Origin of the sequence: Enterobacter sp. 200527-13, from assembly GCF_027924865.1 — a bacterium.
GTDB classification, from domain to species: domain Bacteria; phylum Pseudomonadota; class Gammaproteobacteria; order Enterobacterales; family Enterobacteriaceae; genus Enterobacter; species Enterobacter ludwigii.
The window spans coordinates 170,080-185,823 of the sequence record NZ_BSCM01000007.1; the positions used below are offsets into that span (position 1 = coordinate 170,080).

15 protein-coding genes are annotated in these 15,744 nt (G+C 55.9%); 9 read left to right on the forward strand and 6 right to left on the reverse strand.

The features are described from left to right. The first annotated feature begins 21 nt into the window (after nucleotides 1–21). The 3 genes from rpe to trpS are packed head-to-tail and all read left to right on the forward strand — an operon-like array spanning nucleotide 22 to nucleotide 2,450. Nucleotides 22–699: a ribulose-phosphate 3-epimerase gene (gene rpe / locus QMG44_RS19605; protein WP_014885523.1), complete on the forward strand. Its 678-nt coding sequence runs from the start codon at nucleotides 22–24 to the stop codon at nucleotides 697–699. Beyond that, nucleotides 692–1,453 carry a phosphoglycolate phosphatase gene (gph, locus tag QMG44_RS19610; protein WP_063215519.1) on the forward strand — a complete coding sequence of 254 codons (762 nt, stop codon included), beginning with the start codon at nucleotides 692–694 and terminating at the stop codon, nucleotides 1,451–1,453. Before rpe ends, gph begins: the two co-directional genes overlap by 8 nt. Further along, nucleotides 1,446–2,450, forward strand: coding sequence for a tryptophan--tRNA ligase (gene trpS, locus QMG44_RS19615; protein ID WP_014171943.1), 1,005 nt, complete (start codon nucleotides 1,446–1,448; stop codon nucleotides 2,448–2,450). Before gph ends, trpS begins: the two co-directional genes overlap by 8 nt. A 100-nt stretch (nucleotides 2,451–2,550) precedes the next feature. Here the strand turns inward: trpS and QMG44_RS19620 are convergent, their stop codons facing one another. The 4 genes from QMG44_RS19620 to nirB form a co-directional block, all read right to left on the reverse strand. Further along, complete coding sequence (locus QMG44_RS19620) at nucleotides 2,551–2,721, reverse strand: YhfL family protein (RefSeq protein ID WP_086532962.1); 171 nt, start codon at nucleotides 2,719–2,721, stop codon at nucleotides 2,551–2,553. Nucleotides 2,722–2,866: 145 nt separating this feature from the next. After that, the gene (gene cysG, locus QMG44_RS19625; RefSeq protein WP_020884584.1) at nucleotides 2,867–4,240 is read right to left on the reverse strand and encodes a siroheme synthase CysG; all 1,374 of its coding nucleotides are present in this window, start codon (nucleotides 4,238–4,240) and stop codon (nucleotides 2,867–2,869) included. Nucleotides 4,241–4,376: 136 nt separating this feature from the next. After that, nucleotides 4,377–4,703: a nitrite reductase small subunit NirD gene (gene nirD, locus QMG44_RS19630; RefSeq protein WP_020884585.1), complete on the reverse strand. Its 327-nt coding sequence runs from the start codon at nucleotides 4,701–4,703 to the stop codon at nucleotides 4,377–4,379. After that, entirely contained in the window at nucleotides 4,700–7,243 is a 2,544-nt protein-coding gene (gene nirB, locus QMG44_RS19635) for a nitrite reductase large subunit NirB (protein WP_086532961.1), read from the reverse strand. The genes nirD and nirB overlap by 4 nt, the downstream gene beginning before the upstream one ends. A gap of 240 nt (nucleotides 7,244–7,483) precedes the next feature. Between nirB and QMG44_RS19640 the strand changes: the two genes are divergently transcribed. Beyond that, nucleotides 7,484–8,800, forward strand: a complete 1,317-nt coding sequence (locus tag QMG44_RS19640; RefSeq protein WP_032679098.1) for a cytosine deaminase — start codon at nucleotides 7,484–7,486, stop codon at nucleotides 8,798–8,800. Between the two features lie 4 nt (nucleotides 8,801–8,804). Here the strand turns inward: QMG44_RS19640 and tsgA are convergent, their stop codons facing one another. After that, a complete protein-coding gene (gene tsgA / locus QMG44_RS19645; protein ID WP_020884588.1) occupies nucleotides 8,805–9,989 on the reverse strand; it encodes an MFS transporter TsgA in 1,185 nt (394 codons plus the stop codon). Between the two features lie 278 nt (nucleotides 9,990–10,267). On the opposite strand from tsgA, the gene ppiA reads away from it, so the two are divergent. The 5 genes from ppiA (at nucleotide 10,268) to QMG44_RS19670 (ending at nucleotide 13,608) form a co-directional block, all read left to right on the forward strand. Beyond that, a complete protein-coding gene (ppiA, locus tag QMG44_RS19650) occupies nucleotides 10,268–10,840 on the forward strand; it encodes a peptidylprolyl isomerase A (protein WP_014171936.1) in 573 nt (190 codons plus the stop codon). A gap of 107 nt (nucleotides 10,841–10,947) precedes the next feature. Continuing rightward, a complete protein-coding gene (locus QMG44_RS19655; RefSeq protein ID WP_014171935.1) occupies nucleotides 10,948–11,115 on the forward strand; it encodes a YhfG family protein in 168 nt (55 codons plus the stop codon). Beyond that, a complete protein-coding gene (locus QMG44_RS19660; protein WP_025202869.1) occupies nucleotides 11,105–11,707 on the forward strand; it encodes a putative adenosine monophosphate-protein transferase Fic in 603 nt (200 codons plus the stop codon). The genes QMG44_RS19655 and QMG44_RS19660 overlap by 11 nt, the downstream gene beginning before the upstream one ends. A gap of 30 nt (nucleotides 11,708–11,737) precedes the next feature. Further along, nucleotides 11,738–12,301: an aminodeoxychorismate synthase component 2 gene (gene pabA / locus QMG44_RS19665; protein ID WP_086532960.1), complete on the forward strand. Its 564-nt coding sequence runs from the start codon at nucleotides 11,738–11,740 to the stop codon at nucleotides 12,299–12,301. A gap of 86 nt (nucleotides 12,302–12,387) precedes the next feature. Then, nucleotides 12,388–13,608 (forward strand): aspartate aminotransferase family protein, encoded by a 1,221-nt coding sequence (locus QMG44_RS19670; RefSeq protein ID WP_171032977.1) that lies wholly within the window; start codon nucleotides 12,388–12,390, stop codon nucleotides 13,606–13,608. On the opposite strand, the gene QMG44_RS19675 is transcribed toward QMG44_RS19670, so the two are convergent. Then, nucleotides 13,605–15,692: a YccS/YhfK family putative transporter gene (locus QMG44_RS19675; protein WP_020884592.1), complete on the reverse strand. Its 2,088-nt coding sequence runs from the start codon at nucleotides 15,690–15,692 to the stop codon at nucleotides 13,605–13,607. The genes QMG44_RS19670 and QMG44_RS19675 overlap by 4 nt on opposite strands. Nucleotides 15,693–15,744: the final 52 nt, after the last annotated feature.

The window sequence follows — 15,744 nt, forward strand, 5'->3', positions numbered from 1 at the left end:
ACACATTTCAAGGAGATGCGGATGAAACAGTTTTTGATTGCTCCCTCAATTCTGTCGGCCGATTTTGCCCGCCTGGGTGAAGACACTGCAAAAGCACTCGCGGCGGGCGCGGATGTCGTCCATTTCGACGTTATGGATAACCACTACGTTCCTAATCTGACCATTGGCCCGATGGTGCTTAAAGCGCTGCGTAACTACGGTATTACCGCGCCGATTGACGTCCATCTGATGGTGAAGCCTGTTGACCGTATCGTGCCTGATTTTGCCGCTGCGGGAGCCAGTATCATCACCTTCCACCCTGAAGCGTCTGAACATGTGGATCGCACGCTGCAGCTCATCAAAGAGAATGGCTGTAAAGCGGGTCTGGTTTTCAACCCGGCTACGCCGCTGAGCTATCTCGACCATGTGATGGATAAGCTGGATGTCATTTTGCTGATGTCCGTTAACCCGGGCTTTGGCGGTCAGTCGTTTATCCCTCATACGCTGGATAAACTGCGTGAAGTGCGCCGTCGTATTGATGAGTCAGGTTACGACATTCGTCTGGAAGTCGACGGTGGCGTAAAAGTGAATAACATTGGTGAAATTGCGGCAGCGGGCGCGGATATGTTCGTTGCAGGTTCAGCGATTTTCGACCAACCGGATTACAAAAAAGTCATTGATGAAATGCGCCGTGAACTGGCGAAGGTAAGTCATGGATAAATTGCAGGCAACACGGGGTATCGCATTTGACCTCGACGGCACGCTGGTCGACAGCGCGCCGGGCTTAACCAGCGCCGTAGACCAGGCGCTGTATGCTCTTGAACTGCCCGTTGCGGGCGAAGAGCGTGTCATCACGTGGATTGGCAATGGCGCCGATGTCCTGATGGAGCGCGCGTTGACATGGGCCCGCCAGGAGCGTGTGTCCCAGCGTTCCGCACAGGGTAAACCGAGCGTGGATCATGCGGATATCCCGCAGGAAGAACAGTTGCGTATCCTGCGTAAATTGTTCAATCGTTTCTATGAAGAGACGGTCGAAGAGGGCAGCTTCCTGTTCCCGGATGTCGCAGAAACGCTGAGTGCGCTTCATGCTAACGGCATTCCGCTGGGGCTGGTGACAAACAAACCGACACCTTTTGTCGCCCCTCTGCTGGAAGCGCTGGATATCGCGAAGTATTTTTCCGTCATTGTTGGCGGTGATGATGTGCAGAACAAAAAGCCGCATCCGGAACCGTTACTGCTGGTGGCAGGAAAATTATCCTTAACGCCCGCGGAGCTGCTCTTTGTCGGTGATTCCCGCAATGATATTCTGGCTGCCAGAGCGGCGGGTTGTCCTTCCGTGGGATTAACCTATGGCTACAACTACGGTGAGGCCATCACGCTGAGTGAGCCGGACGTCGTGTTCGACCACTTCAAAGATTTGTTGCCCGCACTCGGGCTTTCGCACAGTGAAAATCAGGAATTGAATAATGACTAAGCCCATCGTTTTTAGTGGCGCACAGCCGTCAGGTGAATTGACCATTGGTAACTACATGGGTGCGTTACGTCAGTGGGTCAGCATGCAGGATGATTACCATTGCATTTACTGCATCGTAGATCTGCATGCTATCACTGCACGTCAGGATCCTGAGAAGCTGCGTAAAGCCACCCTGGACACCCTGGCGCTGTATCTGGCCTGCGGAATTGATCCTGAGAAGAGCACCATTTTCGTTCAGTCTCACGTTCCAGAGCATGCGCAGCTGGGCTGGGCGCTAAACTGCTACACCTACTTCGGCGAACTGAGCCGCATGACGCAGTTCAAGGATAAATCCGCGCGCTACTCAGAAAACATCAACGCCGGTCTGTTTGATTACCCGGTACTGATGGCAGCAGACATTCTGCTGTACCAGACCAACCAGGTGCCGGTTGGCGAAGATCAGAAACAGCATCTGGAACTGAGCCGCGATATCGCCCAGCGCTTTAACGCGCTGTATGGCGACGTGTTCAAAGTGCCTGAGCCGTTCATTCCAAAATCCGGCGCACGCGTGATGTCGCTGCTGGAGCCAACCAAGAAGATGTCCAAGTCTGACGATAACCGCAACAACGTTATCGGCCTGCTGGAAGACCCGAAATCGGTGGTTAAAAAGCTCAAGCGTGCGGTGACCGACTCCGATGAGCCACCTGTTGTGCGTTACGACGTGCAGAACAAAGCGGGCGTCTCCAACCTGCTGGATATCCTCTCCGGTGTGACGGGCCAGAGCATTCCTGAGCTGGAACAACACTTCGAAGGCAAGATGTATGGTCACCTGAAAGGGGAAGTGGCGGATGCTGTTTCCGGCATGCTGACCGAGCTGCAGGAGCGTTATCACCGCTACCGTAACGACGAAGCTTTCCTGCAGAAAGTGATGAAAGAGGGCGCGGAAAAAGCCAGTGCCCGCGCGTCTGAAACCCTTAAGGCGGTGTACCAGGCGATTGGGTTTGTGGGTAAACCATAACCCTGTTTTGTCGGGTAAGCATGAGCGCTCCCCGACAAAAAACGCGCTGAGCCAGACAAAAAACCGGGACATTCCCGGTTTTTTTACGCCTGAAAAACGCTTACTGCTGTGCGGCCGGGCCGCAGCCACCGATGATCTTCGAAATGGAAATTGCCGGGTGCAGCAGGTAATCATAGCTGCAGTTATTTTTGGTATTTTGAACGTGACCGGTGCAGGCGGTCAGAGTCGATAACATGCTTACCAGAACGGCGGCTTTTGCCAGTTTAAACATACGCATTCCTTGTCTGAAAAAACGAAAATTGGATCTAACGTGAGGGAATAAATGGAAAAATTCCATTTCGCGGGCGGTATGTTATCGGGAGCGGTAAGAGGGGAGTAGTCCGCATAAGGACTACTCCGGGAAGGGGGAATATGCGTTAGTGATTCGAGAACCAGTTCAGTTTATCGCGCAGCTCCACCACGCGTCCGACAATAATCAGCGCCGGGCTTTCAACCTGCTGTGCCAGCTCACCTAACTGGGTCAGCACGCCGTTCACCACGCGCTGCTTAATGGACGTACCGTTTTCCACCAGCGCGACGGACATATCCTCTTCCATGCCGTGCTCCAGCAGTTTGGCCTGAATGGTCGCAGCCTGGTTTAACCCCATATAGAACACCAGCGTCTGTTTTTCGGCGGCCAGGTTATGCCAGTCCAGCTCACTGCCGGTTTTCAGGTGTCCCGTCACCAGGCGTACGCTCTGGGCATAGTCACGGTGGGTCAGCGGAATGCCCGAGTAAGCTGAGCAACCGGAGGCTGCCGTGATGCCCGGCACCACGGAAAACGGAATACCCGCGTTGCACAACGTTTCCAGCTCTTCACCGCCGCGACCAAAGATAAACGGGTCGCCACCCTTGAGGCGCACCACGCGTTTTCCTTTTTGCGCTTCGCGCAGCAGGATCTGGTTAATCTCCTCCTGCGGCACACAGTGGTACCCGGCACGTTTACCGACAAATACGCGGTCAGCATCGCGGCGGACCAGGTTCATTATCTCATCGGAGACCAGACGGTCATAAACCACAATATCCGCCTGCTGGATCTGCTGCAGCCCTTTCAGCGTCAGCAAACCGGCATCGCCCGGGCCGGCACCCACCAGCACCACTTCACCACGATGATCCAGCGGCTCGCAGAGCAACTGCGCCGTCGTCTCTTCCACCGCTTTATGATCCTGATTCGCCAGCGACTGGGCCAGCCTGTCATTCACAAAGAATTTTTCCCAGAAGCGACGGCGTTCACCCACGGTCGCGAAGGTTTGCTTAACCCGGGAACGCAGCTGCCCGGCATAGTGGGCAATCTGGCCAAGATGCTGCGGCAGGATGGCTTCCAGTTTTTCCCGCAGCAGGCGGGCCAGAACGGGAGAGCGGCCGCCGGACGATACCGCAATCATCAGCGGCGAACGGTCAATGATCGACGGCATGATAAAGCTGGCTTCCTTCGGGGCATCCACCACGTTACAGAAGATGCGGCGCGCTTCACAGGCGTCGCTGACGCGCTGATTCACTTCATCGTCATCCGTGGCGGCAATGGTCAGCCAGCAGGTATCAAGCAGGGATTCATTAAACCCCCCCTGCACCAGCGTGAGCATCCCTTCTTTTTCCCAGGCCTCAAACTGCGGGGCAAAAGCCAGGGCGTTAACGGTGAGTCGGGCTCCTGCTTCTAACAGCAAGCGCGCTTTGCGTTCAGCCACATCGCCGCCGCCTACAAGCAGACAGTCGCGATGGCGTAATTGACAGAAAATCGGCAGGTGGTCCACGACATTACCTCACAGCATTCAAGGAGGGGGTAAGAAATTGAGGTCAGGATAACAGCAGGAATCGTACAGAACATACGGTTTTTCCTGCCGTTACCCATAAGGGGTCATAAGCTTTTCATATTGAAAAGGCGAGAGATTAGCCTTTCAGCTGCACCTTACCGTCCTTCACGCGGACATCGTAGGGCTTCACGGAATAATGCTCATCTTCCATGCAATACCCGTCGCGTAAACGAAAACGCTGTTTCTTCAACGGGCTGGCGACCCAGAGTTCACCCTGATGCTCTGCGATTAATCCCCGGGACAGGACGCTGGCCTCAAAGAACGGGTCGATATTGCTGATGGCAAAAACCTGTTCATCATGGCGAGGGCGGAATATCGCGACCTGCTCGTTACCCAGCAGGGCACAGACCCCGGTGGCAGGCAGAATGTCGTTAATGTTGCAGATGTTTACCCACTGGCTCATGCGTTTTCCTCCACCAGAGTCACCGGAATACGTTCATAAGGTGTCGCCGGACGATGCTGCTCGCGTTCTGCCACAACCTGCACATTCGGGTCGCGCTGGGTGCTGTTGATAAAGTGTCTGAAGCGAGTCTGCGCCGCCGGGGTGTTGACGGTTTCAGTCCACTCGCAGATCACCGCCTCGCGCAGGCGCGCCATTTCCGCTTCCAGATGGTCGTTCAGGCCCAGTTTGTCGTCAATGATGACCGATTTCAGGTACTCGATGCCGCCTTCCAGGTTATCGAGCCAGGACGCGGTACGGGTCAGCTTATCGGCGGTACGGATGTAGAACATCATAAAGCGGTCGAGATACTGAATCAGCGTATCGCGGTCGAGGTCTGCAGCCAGCAGGTCTGCATGGCGTGGTTTCATGCCGCCGTTACCACAGACGTACAGGTTCCAGCCTTTCTCGGTGGCGATGATACCCACATCTTTACCCTGCGCTTCCGCACATTCGCGGGTACAGCCGGAGACGCCAAACTTCATTTTGTGCGGTGTACGGATGCCTTTGTAGCGGTTCTCCAGCTCCACACCGAAGCCGACGCTGTCGCCTACGCCGTAGCGGCACCAGGTGCTGCCCACACAGGTTTTTGCCATACGCAGCGCTTTCGCGTAGGCGTGGCCGGTTTCGAATCCCGCGTCAATCAGCTGACGCCAGATTTCAGGCAGGTCATCTTTTTGTGCACCAAACAGGCCGATACGCTGAGAGCCGGTGATTTTGGTATACAGGTTAAATTCGCGCGCGATACGGCCAACGGCGACCAGCCCTTCCGGGGTGATTTCGCCACCGGCGGAGCGTGGGATGACGGAGTAAGTCCCGTCTTTCTGAATGTTCGCCAGGAAGTTATCGTTGGTATCCTGCAGCGGCGTATGTTCTGGTTTGAGAACGTACTCGTTCCAGCAGGAGGCCAGCAGGGAACCCACGGTCGGTTTACACACTTCACAGCCATAACCCTGGCCGTGTTTCGCCAGCAGTTCGTCGAAGGATTTGATGCCTTCCACGCGGATCAGGTGGTACAGCTCCTGGCGAGAGTAAGCGAAATGCTCGCACAGGTTATTGTTGACTTCGATACCCTGTTTCGCCAGTTCTGCGTTCAGAACCTGTGTGACCAGCGGGATACATCCACCGCAGCCGGTACCGGCTTTGGTTTCCGCCTTCAGGGCCGCGACGGTATGGCAGCCTTTATTGATGGCCGAAATCAGCATGCCTTTGGTCACATCGAAGCAGGAGCAAATCTGCGCGCTGTCGGGCAGTTTATCCACGCCGATGGACGGCTTACCGCTGGACGCATGCGCTGGAAGGATCAGCGCGTCCGGGTTTTCCGGCAGTTCGATGGCGTTCAAGACCAGCTGAAGCAGGTTACCGTAGTCGCTGGTATCGCCCACCAGCACCGCGCCGAGCAGGGTTTTGTTGTCCTGACTGACGATAAGACGTTTGTACACCTCTTTGCTTTCATCGAGGTAAACATAGCTGCGTGCGCCCGGCGTGCGGCCATGCGCATCGCCAATACCGCCTACGTCTACGCCCAGCAGTTTCAGCTTGGCGCTCAGGTCAGCCCCTTCGAAGGCGTTCTGGTTGCCGAGAATATGGTCAACGGCAACCTGCGCCATTTTGTAGCCAGGCGCGACCAGACCGTACACGCGGTTGTTCCAGCTGGCGCATTCGCCGATGGCGTAGATATCCGGGTCGGAGGTCTGGCAGGTATCGTTAATCATGATCCCGCCGCGCTGAGCGACGGCCAGACCGCACTGGGTGGCCAGCTTGTCGCGTGGGCGAATACCGGTAGAGAAGACGATAAAGTCCACTTCCAGTTCGCTGCCATCGGCAAAGCGCATGGTTTTCCGCGCTTCGGTGCCTTCCTGCACAATCTCTTTGGTATTTTTGCTGGTATGAACCTTCACGCCCATGCTTTCGATTTTACGGCGCAGCTGGTCACCACCCATGTGGTCAAGCTGCTCTGCCATCAGCATCGGGGCAAATTCGATGACGTGGGTTTCAACACCGAGGTTTTTCAGCGCACCGGCGGCTTCCAGACCCAGCAGCCCCCCCCCGACCACGGCGCCACGTTTACTGCGGCGGGCACATGATTCGATCGCATTGAGATCTTCGATGGTACGATAAACGAAGCAATCCTGCGTTTCCGAGCCTTTGATCGGCGGGATCCACGGGTACGAGCCAGTCGCCATGATCAGCTTGTCGTAAAAAACCGTACGTCCGGCGCTGGAGTGGATCACTTTTTCCTGACGGTTGATGGTGATAGCGCGTTCGCCCACCAGCACTTTCACGCCATGCTTCTCGTAGAAACCATCGCGCACCAGAGAGAGCTCTTCAGCGGTATGATGGGAGAAGTAGGAAGACAAGTGCACACGGTCGTACGCCTTGCGGGGTTCTTCACAGAACACGGTAATATAGAACTGGTTAGCATCGGCTTTATCGAGAAGATCCTCAATAAAGCGGTGGCCGACCATGCCGTTACCGATGATAGCGAGTCTGACTTTGCTCATTTTTGCCTCGATTTCTTTTCTATTACTGCCTACCTTAACGATTCAGCAGTGGCACTTATTGATGCAAATCAAATACGCCTTCGCCTACTCCTTAGGTGGTATATGACTGATTTGTCAGGATTTTTATAAGTTGTGGAAATCGCTGGCTTTTCGAGGTCGCCGATTTTGTGTACAAATTAAGGGGCGCATTGTCAAAAATGCGTACTCCCAAATATCAGCCGCGTTTTTCAGGGGAAAGGCATGTCTACAACACCGCTTGGGCTTATTCAGAATGTTCGCTTACCGGGTCGCGAAGGGCTGTGGCAAATCGCCATTGAGCAGGGCCGTTTTGGTGGCATAACGCCGATGGGCGATACCGAAGACGAAAACGTAAGAATCTTAAACGCGCGTGGCGGCCTTGCCATCCCCCCGTTTATAGAACCGCATATCCACCTTGATACCACCCAGACGGCAGGCGAGCCGAGCTGGAACCAGTCCGGTACGCTGTTTGAAGGCATTGAGCGCTGGGCGGAGCGTAAGGCACTGCTTAGCCATGAAGATGTAAAAGCGCGCGCCTGGAAGACGCTGAAAGGGCAAATTGCCAACGGTATTCAGTTTGTGCGCACCCACGTGGACGTCTCTGACCCGACGCTCACCGCCCTGAAGGCCATGCTGGAGGTGAAGCAGGAGGTTGCGCCGTGGATCACGCTGCAAATCGTGGCGTTCCCGCAGGAAGGCATCCTTTCTTACCCGGACGGCGCGGCGCTGCTTGAGGAGGCGTTGAAGCTGGGCGCCGATGTGGTCGGGGCAATCCCGCATTTTGAATTCACCCGCGAGTATGGCGTGCAATCGCTGCACATTGCCTTTGAACTGGCGAAGAAATATGACCGTCCGCTGGATATCCACTGCGATGAAATTGACGATGAGCAGTCCCGATTTCTGGAAACGGTGGCCACCCTGGCTTATGAATCAGGGATGGGCCCGCGGGTCACGGCCAGCCATACCACGGCGATGCACTCCTATAACGGGGCATACACCTCGCGGCTTTTCCGCCTGCTGAAGATGTCAGGCATCAACTTTGTCGCCAATCCACTGGTGAATATCCATTTACAGGGACGCTTTGACGATTATCCCAAACGACGCGGGATTACCCGAGTGAAGGAGCTGCTGGAGGCGGGGATCAACGTCTGTTTCGGGCATGATGATGTCTTCGACCCGTGGTACCCGCTTGGCACCGGCAATATGCTGCAGGTACTGCATATGGGGCTGCATGTGTGTCAGATGATGGGGTATTCGCAAATCGACAACGGTTTGAACCTGATAACCCACAACAGCGCCCGAACCTTCGGCCTGACGGATTACGGTATCGAAACGGGAAATCTGGCTAACCTGATCGTGCTGCCTGCGGAGAGCGGGTTTGAAGCGGTGCGCTGCCAGGTGCCGGCGCGCTGGTCGATTCGGGAGGGGCGAGTGATTGCCACGACGCAGCTTGCGCAGACGTGGATCAAAATGGACGACGTTGCGGAAGAGCACATCTTCACGAAAAACAGCCCCTTCGCTGAGCGCAAAGGGGCGTAGGGGATCAGTGGGACGCCGCTGCCGTATTATGCTGGCGGTGGCGGGTCACAAAGCCCAGAACCAGGCACATCACAAATACCACCGCGTACAAACCGTTAGCGGTATGCAGCGCGGCCAGCGGGCCGCTGTGGGCGACGATCGGGCCGGTGACCACGAAGGTCAGCATGGTGCCGATGGTGCCGCAGGTCAGCACGAAGTTCACCAGTTTCGGTGACGCCACTTTGGTCTGCAGAGAGCCCAGCGTAATGATAGAGGTGTAAATCGCGCTGGAGAAGAAGCCCAGGGTCAGGATGAACCACGGCATATGCTCCGGTGAACCGTTAATGAACAGGTACATCAGCACGGTTGCCATGCCTGCCAGCACGGTCAGAATGCGCTGCAGGTCGAAGAAGCGCAGGATGAAGCTAAACGCCCACATGCCGAACATGTAAGACATCCAGAAATCGCTCACCAGTTTACCCGCGTCGTTCAGGCTCATGCCCAGGCCTTTGGCGTATTCCGGTACCCAGGAGATAAAGCCCAGCTGACCGAGGATGTAGCACAGTGCGGCCACGGAGAGGAACAGTACGCCGATACCCCATTTCTCTTTCGCGACCGGCTCGTCCGTGGATTGCGCTTTTTTGCCCAGAACCGGGAATTCACAGCCGAAGGTCAGAATAAAGATTGCCACGTAGACCAGACCGATACAGGCATAAACCCAGTACCACTCAATGCTGCGTGCCAGCAGAACAGCCGCTACCATCGGGAAAATCATCCCCGCCATGCTGAAGAAGGAGTCGGTAAACAGCAGACGTGCGCCACGCTGACGACCTTCATACATGTGGGTAATCAGGAACGTACCGATGGACATCGTAATACCGCTCACCAGACCCAGCACAAACATGGCGGCAGAGAACAGGGCGATGCTGTGGCTCACCATTAAACCCGCGACCGCGGCGACCATCAGCACGAAACCAAAACGCAGCTGCGTTTTCAGTGGAACAATTTCCATCAGCCAGGCATTCAGGAAAATGGAGATCAGGATCCCGGCGTTGAGGAAGGTAAAGGTGTTACTCATGCTGGAAACGGGCAGCTGGAAGTAGTCTGCGATATTACCCATCACCATCCCGGTGACGATCACCAACGCGCCGGTCAGGGCGTAGGAGAAGAAGCTGATCCATGTGAGCTTGATACGATTGCTGTTAGTCATGTCTGGCCTGTTCAGGAAAAGAAAAGCGCCCGAGGGGCGCTGAGAGCGGGCAGATTTTAGACATTAAAGTGATCCATTCATATCTTTTAAGAGAAATTCGATCGCTATTGCAGGTTTTTATGTGACTCAGATCACATTAATAGACGTCATAACCAATCGTTTGCGTGGTTACAACTGTTTCAATTTCGTAAAATTAGGTAAAAGGCTGGTCTCCGTTCATACTGCTCTTTAGAATCAAGCCATTCGCTTTTTATACTGCGCTTTGTTAAGGAATTCTCATGCTCAAATCAACGCTGGCGGCTGTCGCAGCTGTGTTTGCTCTTTCTGCCGTTTCCCCTGCTGCGCTGGCAGCCAAAGGAGACCCTCACGTTCTGCTGACCACCTCCGCCGGGAATATTGAGCTGGAACTGAATAGCCAGAAAGCTCCGGTTTCTGTGAAAAACTTCCTCGACTACGTGAATAACGGTTTCTATAACGGCACCACATTCCACCGTGTGATCCCGGGCTTTATGGTGCAGGGCGGTGGTTTTAACGAGCAAATGCAGCAAAAGCAGCCTAACGCACCGATTAAAAATGAAGCGGATAACGGCCTGCGCAACACCCGCGGTACCATCTCAATGGCGCGTACGGCAGATAAAGACAGCGCCACCAGCCAGTTCTTTATCAACGTGGCGGATAACGCCTTCCTCGACCATGGTCAGCGCGACTTCGGCTACGCGGTCTTCGGTAAAGTGGTGAAAGGGATGGATGTGGCTGACAAGATTTCTCAGGTGCAGTCCCATGACGTTGGCCCGTACCAGAATGTGCCGACGAAACCGGTTGTGATCCTCTCTGCAAAAGTTCTGCCGTAACCTTCTTTGACACGGGCGCTTCTCGCCCGTGTTTCGCTCCCCTCCCTGCGAAAGCGCGTTTTGCTGCTTATACTTGTGGCACACGGACATCTTCAGGGAGGCGTTAAGTGAAAAAACTCACCGATAAGCAAAAATCCCGTCTCTGGGAGCAGCAGCGAAACAGTAATTTCCAGGCCAGCCGCCGCCTTGAGGGGGTTGATAGCCCGCTCGTTACGCTAAACGCCCAGGATGCGCAAAGCCGTCTTGAAGAACTCAGGAGGCACTATGAGCGATAAAATCGGTGACGATCGTGACCCGTATCTCTACCCGGGTCTGAATGTGATGCGTAACCGTCTGAATATCCGCCAGGCTGACCGTCTTGCAAAGGCATCCTATGAGATCACCGCGCTGCGGGTGGCGACGCTCGGCTTAGGCCCGTCGGCGCCGGGGTTGCCGCATCTCTGTGCAATCCACCGCCACCTTTATCAGGATATTTTTGACTGGGCGGGCGATATCCGCGAAATCGATATTTATCAGGGCGACACCCGCTTCTGCCACTTCGCCTACATCGAGAAAGAGGGCAATGTCCTGATGCAGGATCTCGAGGAAGAGGGGTATCTCAACGGTCTGCAGAAAGAGGAGTTTGTGGCCCGCCTGAGTCACTACTACTGTGAGATCAACGTGCTCCATCCCTTCCGGATTGGCAACGGTATCGCTCAGCGGATCTTCTTCGAACAACTTGCCATCCATGCAGGCTATCAGCTGAGCTGGAAAGATATCGACCCGGGCAAATGGGCGGCGGCCAACCAGAGCGGCGCAATGGGCGATTTAACGGCCCTGAACGCCATCTTTGCCAAAGTAGTGAGCGAAGCGCGGGAAACTGAGTAGAATAGGGCGGCACGTTTTTCTGGAGCCGCCATGATTCTGCTGATTGATAACTACGATTCCTTCACCTGGAACCTTTACCAGTATTTTTGTGAACTGGGTGCAGAGGTGGTGGTCCGCCGCAACGACGACATCAGCCTGGCCGAAATCGACGCGCTTGCCCCGCATAAAATCGTTATCTCGCCGGGGCCCTGCACGCCGTCGGAATCGGGCATTTCGCTGGATGTCATTCGTCACTACGCCGGTAAGCTGCCCATTCTTGGCGTCTGCCTGGGCCATCAGGCTATTGGGCAGGTGTTTGGTGCCACCATTGTGCGCGCCGCCAAAGTGATGCATGGCAAAACCGCGCCGGTGACCCATACCGGCACGGGCGTGTTTACGGGGCTTAATAATCCGCTTATCGTGACGCGCTACCATTCGCTGGTCATTGACCCGTCAACGCTGCCGGAATGCTTTGAGATTACCGCCTGGAGCGATACCCGGGAGATCATGGGGATCCGACATCGTGAATGGGACCTCGAAGGGGTGCAATTCCACCCGGAGAGTATCCTCAGCGAGCAGGGACACCAGCTGCTGGCAAATTTCCTCAATCGTTGAATAGTGGTTGCCTTGCTGTGATTTTTTATGCATATTTTGTGATTATATTTTCACAATCACTGTGACATAAAATGGATGGTCATGACATGGCAACTGAACAATCTGCAATTACCCGCGCGACATTCGATGAAGTCATTCTGCCGATTTATGCACCGGCTGAGTTTATCCCGGTAAAAGGGAAAGGCAGCCGAGTCTGGGATCAGCAGGGGAAAGAGTATGTTGATTTCGCCGGTGGGATTGCGGTGACGGCGCTGGGTCATTGCCATCCTGCGCTGGTAGAGGCGCTGAAAACCCAGGGGGAAACCCTGTGGCATACCAGCAACGTCTTTACCAACGAACCGGCGCTGCGTCTGGGCCGTAAGTTAATCAGCGCGACTTTCGCCGAACGCGTGCTGTTTATGAACTCCGGTACCGAAGCGAACGAAACCGCCTTCAAGCTGGCGCGCTATTATGCCTCCACGCGTCACAGCCCGTACAAAACCAAAATCATTGCTTTCCACAACGCCTTCCACGGTCGCTCGCTGTTTACCGTTTCCGTCGGCGGACAGCCAAAGTATTCCGACGGTTTTGGACCAAAACCGGCCGATATTATCCATGTGCCGTTTAACGATCTCCATGCGGTAAAAGCGGTAATGGATGATCACACCTGTGCGGTGGTGGTGGAGCCGATCCAGGGAGAAGGCGGCGTAACGGCTGCCACGCCTGAGTTCCTGAAAGGGCTGCGCGACCTGTGCGATGAGCATCAGGCGCTGCTGGTATTTGATGAAGTGCAGTGCGGGATGGGCCGTACCGGCTCCCTGTTTGCCTACATGCATTACGGCGTGACGCCGGATATTCTGACCAGCGCCAAAGCGCTCGGCGGCGGCTTCCCGGTCAGTGCGGTATTAACGACGCAGGAGATTGCCTCCGCGTTCCACGTGGGTTCCCACGGCTCCACATACGGCGGCAACCCGCTGGCGAGTGCCGTCGCGGGTGCCGCGTTCGACATTATCAACACCCCTGAGGTTCTGAGCGGCGTCAACGCGAAGCGTGAGCTTTTCGTGAAGCATTTGCAGCAGATTGATGACCAGTATGACGTCTTCAGCGAGATCCGCGGGATGGGGTTACTGATCGGCGCGGAGTTGAAGCCACAGTACAAAGGCCGCGCGCGCGATTTCCTGCACGCCGCCGCCCATGAAGGGGTGATGGTGCTCAATGCCGGGCCGGACGTGATGCGCTTTGCGCCGTCGCTGGTGGTCGAAAATCAGGACATTGAAGACGGGTTAAACCGTTTTGCCGCGGCGGTCGCGAAGATCGTAAACGCTTAAGACTCCGTTCGCGTTAAGCGACGGGTTAACCATATCCCGTGGTGAGGCCGCTGACGCCATGCTACCGACGAAATGGTGTGCATGGTGTTCAGATGCCCGAGAACGCGCTGCAGATGCTGCTCCAGGGTGCTCATTGGCCCGTGGGTGAGCGTCTCTGGCGCCTCCAGAATGTTCGAATCCCCTGACTCGCCAGGCGCGTCATACTCGAGTCGCTGCTGACACCGCTGCAGGGCAATCTCACACGACTGCAGGTAGCGCTGCGCCAGATCGGGCGTCAGCATCGTATGTTCCCGCGCCAGCGTGGTCATGGCGTTGATATGCTCAACGATAAACTGGCTGTGCGTCACCCAGAGCTTCATGTCCGCCAGATAGTGCGAGTTAAAGCCGGGCTCCTGCATGGCCTGATTCAGCGAGTTAAACAGGGCGTTATGCGCCTGGTTGACCTTCATCCGCTGATACGCCAGCGGAGAGGGCTGCGGGTCGTCACTCAGGATCAGGCGAATGGCCTGCTGGTCGGCCTCCAGCGCATCATGGGCGTTCTGTCTGAGCAGCCCGCTTTGCCACTGAGGCCACAGCCAGACCATGCCGCCAAAGGCAATCAGGCAGCCGATCAGGGTATCGACCAGCCTGGCGATAATAAACTGCTCGCCGTTGAGCGTGAGCAACTGCAGGGTATACACCGCCGTTACCGTAAAGCCCACCATCGCCCAGCCGTAGTTTTTGCGAATGATCAGGTAGCTCACCATCGTGATCACCAGCATCCCTGCCAGCGTATAGCCTTCCGGCACGTGAAAGTGCAGCGTAACGCCCGCAATGATCAGCCCCGCCATCGTTCCGCCTGCCCGGTGCAGAATGCGCACCCGCGTCGCGCCATAGCCGTTCTGGGTGACAAACAGGATGGTCATTAAAATCCAGTACGGTTTGGGCAGATGCAGCGCCATGCCCATCAGGCTGGCAATGCTCAGCATCACGCTAATTCGCGCGGCGTTGCGCAGGGCAGATGATTTAAGGGAGAGGTAGCTTCTGAGCGCCGGCAGCAGCGGCAGGCGTTTTTGTTTGTCGGCCATCAGGTCGCGCGGATAAAGCGGACGCTGGGTTCGTAACACGCGGGCGATACGGCTGAAGTGCCAGGCGGCAAACTGACCCACTGGGTTGTCTTCATGCTGACGGGCAATCTTCTCCAGCGCGCCGAGCTGTTTGTCCATGTTAAAGCGCGTGGGGTAGCGATGATACAGAATATCGTCAGCCAGCACCCGAAGGCGCGCGGAGACGGTTTGCGCGTTCCAGCGGATCACCGCTTCGGCATGGCTGCGCTCGACCAGTTTTTGCACCTCCTGCGGCTGGTGCAGGCTCACGGAGATATGCTCCTGTAAGTCCAGCCCCACCTGGAAGACGCGCAGCAGCCGCTTATATTCGTGGTTCTTATTGGCGGCGAGCATATGCAGCTGTTGATAACACTGGCTTATCAGGTCCACCACCTTTTGCTGACGCGTCAGCAGCGGCGGCAGTGATTTTTCTGGATCGGTATGCTGGGTGAGCAAGGTGTATTTGGCTTCACAGTAATCCGCCAGCTGCACGTAGAGCAGGCTCAGGGATTCCCGCAGCGGCTGTTCCCGCCACAGCCAGAACCAAAACCAGTTAAACAGCCCGTACCACAGCGTACCGAGGGCGTAGATCAGCAGCGGCTCCCACACCGGCATGTTGCCCGCAAGGCTCAGCGTGAAGATGGCGGCAATCAGCGACGCGGGAAGCAAACGCGCGTGCAGTGAGCTGATTTCAGCGGTTACGCCCAGGGTCATCGCCAGGACGGTGAGGATCAGCGGCAGCGGGATATCGCGGGCCAGCAAAAGCTGCACGGCGAGGCTACAACCCGCAAACAGCGAGCCGCCCACGATCAGCCGTTTGAAAAAGCGCTTATGCGGTGTATCCAGACCGGCAATGTTGCAGCAGGCGGGAACGAGAGAGAAGAGCAGACCTTGCTGAAGATGGCCCAGAATCAGGCCCACGGCCACAGGAAGGCACAACACCAGCGTTTGTCGCAGTGCGTAGTTAACTTCCGGGTGATAAATCAGCCTGCGCCACATGGGGAATAGAGACAAAAACGGCGTGACACCTTGCGATGGCACGCCGTTTGAG